At 31.1% G+C, this 6154-nt stretch carries 6 protein-coding genes; 2 read left to right on the top strand and 4 right to left on the bottom strand.

Going from position 1 to position 6154, the window contains the following annotated elements:
- Positions 1-26: 26 nt before the first annotated feature.
- Both EAH69_RS02530 and lipA read right to left on the bottom strand, forming a co-directional pair.
- Complete coding sequence (locus EAH69_RS02530) at positions 27-794, bottom strand: GLPGLI family protein (RefSeq protein WP_121933614.1); 768 nt, start codon at positions 792-794, stop codon at positions 27-29.
- A 136-nt stretch (positions 795-930) separates the two neighbouring features.
- Positions 931-1800, bottom strand: coding sequence for a lipoyl synthase (gene lipA, locus EAH69_RS02535; protein ID WP_121933615.1), 870 nt, complete (start codon positions 1798-1800; stop codon positions 931-933).
- A 149-nt stretch (positions 1801-1949) separates the two neighbouring features.
- Between lipA and EAH69_RS02540 the strand changes: the two genes are divergently transcribed.
- A complete protein-coding gene (locus EAH69_RS02540; protein ID WP_121933616.1) occupies positions 1950-2438 on the top strand; it encodes a copper resistance protein NlpE in 489 nt (162 codons plus the stop codon).
- A gap of 46 nt (positions 2439-2484) precedes the next feature.
- Here the strand turns inward: EAH69_RS02540 and galE are convergent, their stop codons facing one another.
- Positions 2485-3501: a UDP-glucose 4-epimerase GalE gene (gene galE, locus EAH69_RS02545; protein WP_121933617.1), complete on the bottom strand. Its 1017-nt coding sequence runs from the start codon at positions 3499-3501 to the stop codon at positions 2485-2487.
- Positions 3502-3597: 96 nt separating this feature from the next.
- A complete protein-coding gene (locus EAH69_RS02550) occupies positions 3598-4713 on the bottom strand; it encodes a DegT/DnrJ/EryC1/StrS family aminotransferase (protein WP_121933618.1) in 1116 nt (371 codons plus the stop codon).
- 99 nt (positions 4714-4812) lie between these two features.
- On the opposite strand from EAH69_RS02550, the gene EAH69_RS02555 reads away from it, so the two are divergent.
- Positions 4813-6066, top strand: coding sequence for a 3-deoxy-D-manno-octulosonic acid transferase (locus tag EAH69_RS02555; RefSeq protein WP_121933619.1), 1254 nt, complete (start codon positions 4813-4815; stop codon positions 6064-6066).
- Positions 6067-6154 lie beyond the last annotated feature (88 nt).

Consider the following 6154-nt stretch of genomic DNA (forward strand, 5'->3'; position numbering starts at 1 on the left):
ACAATTACTTGTAACTCTTTAATTATTTATTTTTTATCAATTCCACTATCTTGATTAAACATTTCGTTTCTTTTGCGATTGGCTTCGTCGTAAATAGCATCAACTTCTACTGCTTTAACCTCTATTCCTTTTCTAAGAAATGCTATTTTAGGTTCTGATTTTAATAATTTAATATCTTTTGCTATCCAAGAATTTATTATCTCACTTTCTTCATTTTTAAATTTATAATGAGTTTCTAAAATAAAACCTTTAATCGTCTTATAAATTTCAGGCGAATATTGATAAGGAATATCTTTCGTGTACCAAATGATTACATCTGCTTCATTAAATTTACCAATCGCTTCAAAAACTTCAAAACCTACTAATTCCTTTGTTTTTCCTGTATCAGTAAATTCAATTTCTTTTAAATCATCTTTTACTAAATACTTTTTCCCATAAACATCCACTTCGAATCCATAAACTTTTTTCTCATAATCATTAATAGTAACAAAACCAACATTCATAGGAATCTTAAAAATTGTTACTTCATCAGGATTTTGATGATTAGTAATTTTTCGCTGATGTTCTGTTTTACTGAATTGACTATTATAGATAAATTTAAAATCTTGTTTAGGAGGATTTTTATTTTGTTCAATTGTTTTTTCACGTTCATTTACATCTTCTTCCCATTCTTCAAACCACTTCAATCCTTTTTCTGTATAATGTGTTTGAACTTGTGTTTCAAAAGTAATTTCATAAAATTGCGCTTGGGCAAAAGAAGTAAGTACCAGTAATAAATAAAAAAGTTTTTTCATTTTAATATTAATTTCATTAAAAATAAAAAAAGAGCTACAATAACTTGTAACCCTTTTAAAATTATATTAATAAAATAATTTTCTGATTCTCGATGCAATTTAAAATTAAATTTTAAATCACTCGAATTGACGAAAATTATAAAATATGTTTTTCTGCGTGATAAGAAGAACGAACCAATGGTCCTGATTCTACGTGACGGAATCCTAGACCACGAGCAAAATCTTCGTATTTCTTGAATTGTTCTGGCGTAATAAATTCTTTTAATGGTAAATGTTGTTTAGTTGGTTGTAAATATTGACCTATTGTAATGACATCAACATTTGCATTAGCAACATCTTGAATCGTTTCAAAAACCTCATCTTCCATTTCACCTAAACCTAACATAATTCCGGTTTTTGTACGACGTTGACCAGCTTCTTTTGCATAACGTAAAACTTCTAACGAACGATCGTATTTCGCTTGGATACGAACTTCGCGAGTTAGACGACGAACAGTTTCCATGTTGTGAGATAAAACTTCTGGACCAGCATCAATAATACGATCAATGTGTTTTTCGATTCCTTGAAAATCAGGAATCAAAGTTTCCATTGTTGTACCTGGACTGATACGACGAACGGCACGAATTGTTTCTGCCCAAATAATCGATCCCATATCTTTGATATCGTCACGATCAACAGATGTTAATACCGCGTGTTTAATTTTCATTAATTTAATCGAACGAGCTACTTTTTCTGGTTCAGCCCAATCCACTTGTTCTGGACGACCTGTTTTTACACCACAAAAACCACAAGAACGTGTACAAACATTTCCTAAAATCATAAATGTCGCTGTTCCTTCACCCCAACATTCTCCCATGTTTGGACAACTTCCACTTTGACAAATTGTGTTTAGCTTATATTTATCAACTAAACCTCTTAATTCTTTATGTTTTTTTCCGGTAGGTAATTTTACACGTAACCACTCTGGTTTTTTCACTCTTCCGTCTGGTCTTAACTCAACACTCATTATGTTACTTTTTCGAAAAGCTAATTTACAATTAATTTTGAGAAGTTATTGTAATTAAAGTCATTGTATAAGTAAGTAAACTTTAACAATTAAAATTCTAAAATGGAACAAGTCTTGTAAAACTTTCATTCCAAATAATTTAATAAATTATGAAAAATTCAATTTTAGCATTATCTGCCATTACACTTACTTTTTTTAGTTGTGAAAAAAAAACAGAAACATTAGTTACAACAGATAATAATCAAGATACAATAGTTGTAAAAACTACAGACTCTTTAGCACCAAATGATGATACTGGTTTACTTGTAGACGAACATAATTCTAGAAATTCACTTGATTGGGATGGAATTTACCATGCAACTTTACCATGTGCTGATTGTGAAGGAATACACACCATAATTGAAATTAATCAAGATGAAACGTATAAACTAACACAAGAATATTTAAATAAAAATTTAAAATTAGAAGATACTGGTAAATTTTCTTGGTCAGCTGATGGTGGAAAAATCAATATAAAAACAAAAGAAAACGGAAATTTCAATTTCATTGTTGGTGAAGATCGTTTAATTATGTTGGATCAAGAAGGTAATGAAATAAAAGGCACTTTAGCTGAACATTATATTTTAAAAAAGAAATAACAATAAAAAATCCGAACAAAATGTTCGGATTTTTTTTGATGCTATATTATTCAGCTCTTAAACCTTGTTCCCATTTCCAAGAATTACGTAAAGATTCTTCCAATGAAACAGAAGGAATCCAACCTAATTCAGTTTTAGCTAACGTATTATTTGCATAAGCTTCCACAATATCACCTTCACGACGACCTTGAATTTGGTAATTAACTTTTATATTATTTGCATCCTGAAATGCATTAACAACTTCTAACACTGTAGATCCTGTTCCTGTCCCAAGATTAAAGAATTCTAAAGCTGTTTTATTTTTATTTTCGATTAATCGAGTCATTGCTTTTACGTGAGCATCTGCTAAATCGTTTACATCGATATAATCGCGAATTGCAGTTCCATCACGTGTTGGGTAATCATCACCCCAAACTGATAAACATTCTCTAATTCCTGCAGCTGTTTGCGTAACATAAGGAACTAAATTATTCGGAATTCCTTTAGGTAATTCACCAATCTTAGCCGATTCGTGCGCTCCAACTGGATTGAAATAACGTAAACAAATAACATTTTTACTAGAAACTGCAGAGAAATCTTCTAAAATTTCTTCTCCCATTTGTTTCGTTTTACCGTAAGGAGATTCTGGTTTCTTTAATGGAGTCTGCTCATCAATTGGCATCACATCAGCTTGTCCATAAACCGTACAAGAAGAACTGAAAATAATGTTATTCACATCAAAATCTTGCATCGATTCTAACACATTAATCAACCCAACTAAATTGTTACGGTAATACATTAATGGCTTTTGAACAGATTCTCCAACCGCTTTGTAAGCAGCAAAATGAATGATTCCGTTTACTTTATTATGTTGAAAAAATTCACGAACTGAATTTTCATCTTTTAAATCAATTTTAAAATATTCAGGTTTGATATTCGTGATTGAAGTGATTCTCTCTAAAAAATTTTCTTCCGCATTCGAACAATCGTCAATAATGACAACTTCATAACCTGCATTTTGCAATGCGACAACTGTATGAGATCCGATATAACCCAATCCGCCAGTTACTAAAATTTTATTCATATTTAAGTTTAGTCGTAATTATACTTTCTCAAAAATAGACAAATAAAAAAGTCCTCACAAAAACGTAAGGACTTTATTTGAATATATTTCTAAAAATTATTTTCCGAAAAATTCTTTTACTGCAGAAGTGATGTAAACTAATTGCTCCTCATCTAACTCAGTATGCATTGGTAAAGACATTACCTCAGCAACTAAAGTATCCGTATTTGGGAAATCAGCATCAACATAATCTCCACTATCGTATGCTTTTTGCTTACGCAAAGGAACAGGATAATAAATCATTGCTGGAATTTCTTTTTCAGTTAAGAAAGCTTGTAAAGCGTCTCTTTTTCCGTTTAATACACGTAATGTATATTGGTGAAAAACGTGAGTAGAATCTGATGAAATTACTGGTGTTACTAATTCGTCAATCTCAGCAAAAGCTTCAGAATAGTAAGTTGCTGCTGCTAAACGAGCTGCATTGTAACCATCTAAATGTGGTAATTTGTGACGTAAAACTGCTGCTTGCATAGAATCTAAACGAGAGTTTACACCAACTTCATCATGGTAGTAACGCTTGTACATTCCATGATTTACAATTCCACGTAAACGGTGAGCTAACTCGTCGTTATTTGTAAAAATTGCTCCACCATCACCGTAACAACCTAAGTTTTTAGATGGGAAGAAAGAAGTACATCCGATATCACCAATTGTACCTGCTTTTTTACCTTTATATTCTGCTCCAATTGCTTGTGCAGTATCTTCCACAACATATAAGTTGTGTTCTTTCGCAATTGCCATAACCTCATCCATATTCGCACATTGTCCAAATAAATGAACTGGAATAATTGCTTTAGTTTTTGGCGTAATTGCAGCTTTTAATTTTTCTGTATCAACAGTAAAAGTATCTAAATTTACATCAACTAAAACTGATTTTAATTTTAATAAATCGATAACCTCAACAGTTGCCGCAAATGTAAAATCTGCTGTGACTACTTCATCACCTGGCTCTAAACCTAAAGCCATTAAAGCAATTTGTAATGCATCAGTTCCGTTTCCACAAGGAATTACGTGTTTTACATCTAAATATTTTTCTAAATCTTCTTGGAATTGTTTTACCTCTGGACCGTTAATAAACGCTGCAGATTCAATAACATTCATAATAGAAGCGTCAACTTCTGTTTTTATTTTTTGATATTGACTTTGTAAGTCAACCATTTGGATTTTTTTCATAGTCTATGAATTCTGTCAATCAGTTTTCTTTTTTAAACTGAAAATCTATAGCAAATGTACAAAAAAACCTTATTCAATATTTCTTAACTTTGCAGCATTGTGCAAGGATTTTATAACACATCAATTAAGGCGTACGGATTGGCGCTAAAATTGGCTTCAGGATTTAATGGTAAAGCAAAACTTTGGGTAGATGGTCGAAAAGATTGGGAAGGACAAATTTCTTCTAAAATCAAACCGACCGATCGTGTTTTGTGGGTGCATTGTTCGTCTTTAGGTGAGTTTGAACAAGGTAGACCAGTGATTGAAGCTTTAAAAGAAAAATATCCAAATCATAAGATTGCGGTTTCTTTTTTCTCGCCTTCTGGATATGAAATTCGTAAGAATTATCCGGGCGCTGATGTTATTTTTTATCTTCCTTTAGATACAAAAACGAACGCCGAAAAATTAATTCAAGTTCTACATCCTGAACTTTTAGTTTTAGTGAAATATGAATATTGGTTTAATTTAATTACGGCATTACATCAAAAAAATATTCCGACGATTGTGGTTTCAGCTATTTTTAGAGAAAGTCAGAATTTCTTTAAAAATGATGGAAACAATTGGTTTGCACAAAAACTAAATTTAATTTCTCACTTCTTTATTCAGAATCAAAAAAGTAAAACATTATTAGATTCAATCGGAATTCAACAATCAACTTTGGCTGGTGATACTCGTTTTGATCGTGTTAAACAAATCGTTCATCAAAACAATCAATTGGATTTTATGGATCAATTTAAAGATGATTCAAAACTAATTGTTGTTGGGAGTTCTTGGCCGAAAGATGAAGAATTATTTCTTACATTAATTAATGAAAAATTGAATTTGGATTGGAAAATTCTTTTCGCTCCACATAATTTACACGATAAAGAAATTGAAAGTTATATCGCTAAATTAAATGTTCCGGTTGTTAAATTTTCTGATTTAGAATCAACTTCTAATGTAAATTTAAAAAAAGCGAAAGTTTTTATATTAAATACGATAGGAATTTTATCTAAAGTTTACGCTTACGCAGATATTACCTACATCGGTGGCGGTTTTGGAGCCGGAATTCATAACACTTTAGAAGCTGTAACTTATGGAAATCCTGTGGTTTTTGGACCGAAATATAAGAAATTTCAAGAAGCTGTAGATTTAATTGAAGTTGGTGGTGGATTTTCAATTGCCAATCAGCAAGAATTTGATGCCATTATGGATCGCTTAATTTTTGATGAAAATTTTCGAAAATCAGCTGGTCAAAACGCTGGTGATTTTGTTCAAAAATCTCCGAATGCGACTGCGATGATTATGGATTATATCAATGAGGTAATTAGATAATTTGGGAATTTGTAAATCTTTTTACTTGTCAAGCTGATTTCTATGACAAAACCAAGTTATTTTTATAAATATTTTGATTTTTAATTAG

The organism is Faecalibacter macacae (assembly GCF_003687725.1).
In the GTDB taxonomy this organism is placed as follows: Bacteria; Bacteroidota; Bacteroidia; order Flavobacteriales; family Weeksellaceae; genus Empedobacter; species Empedobacter macacae.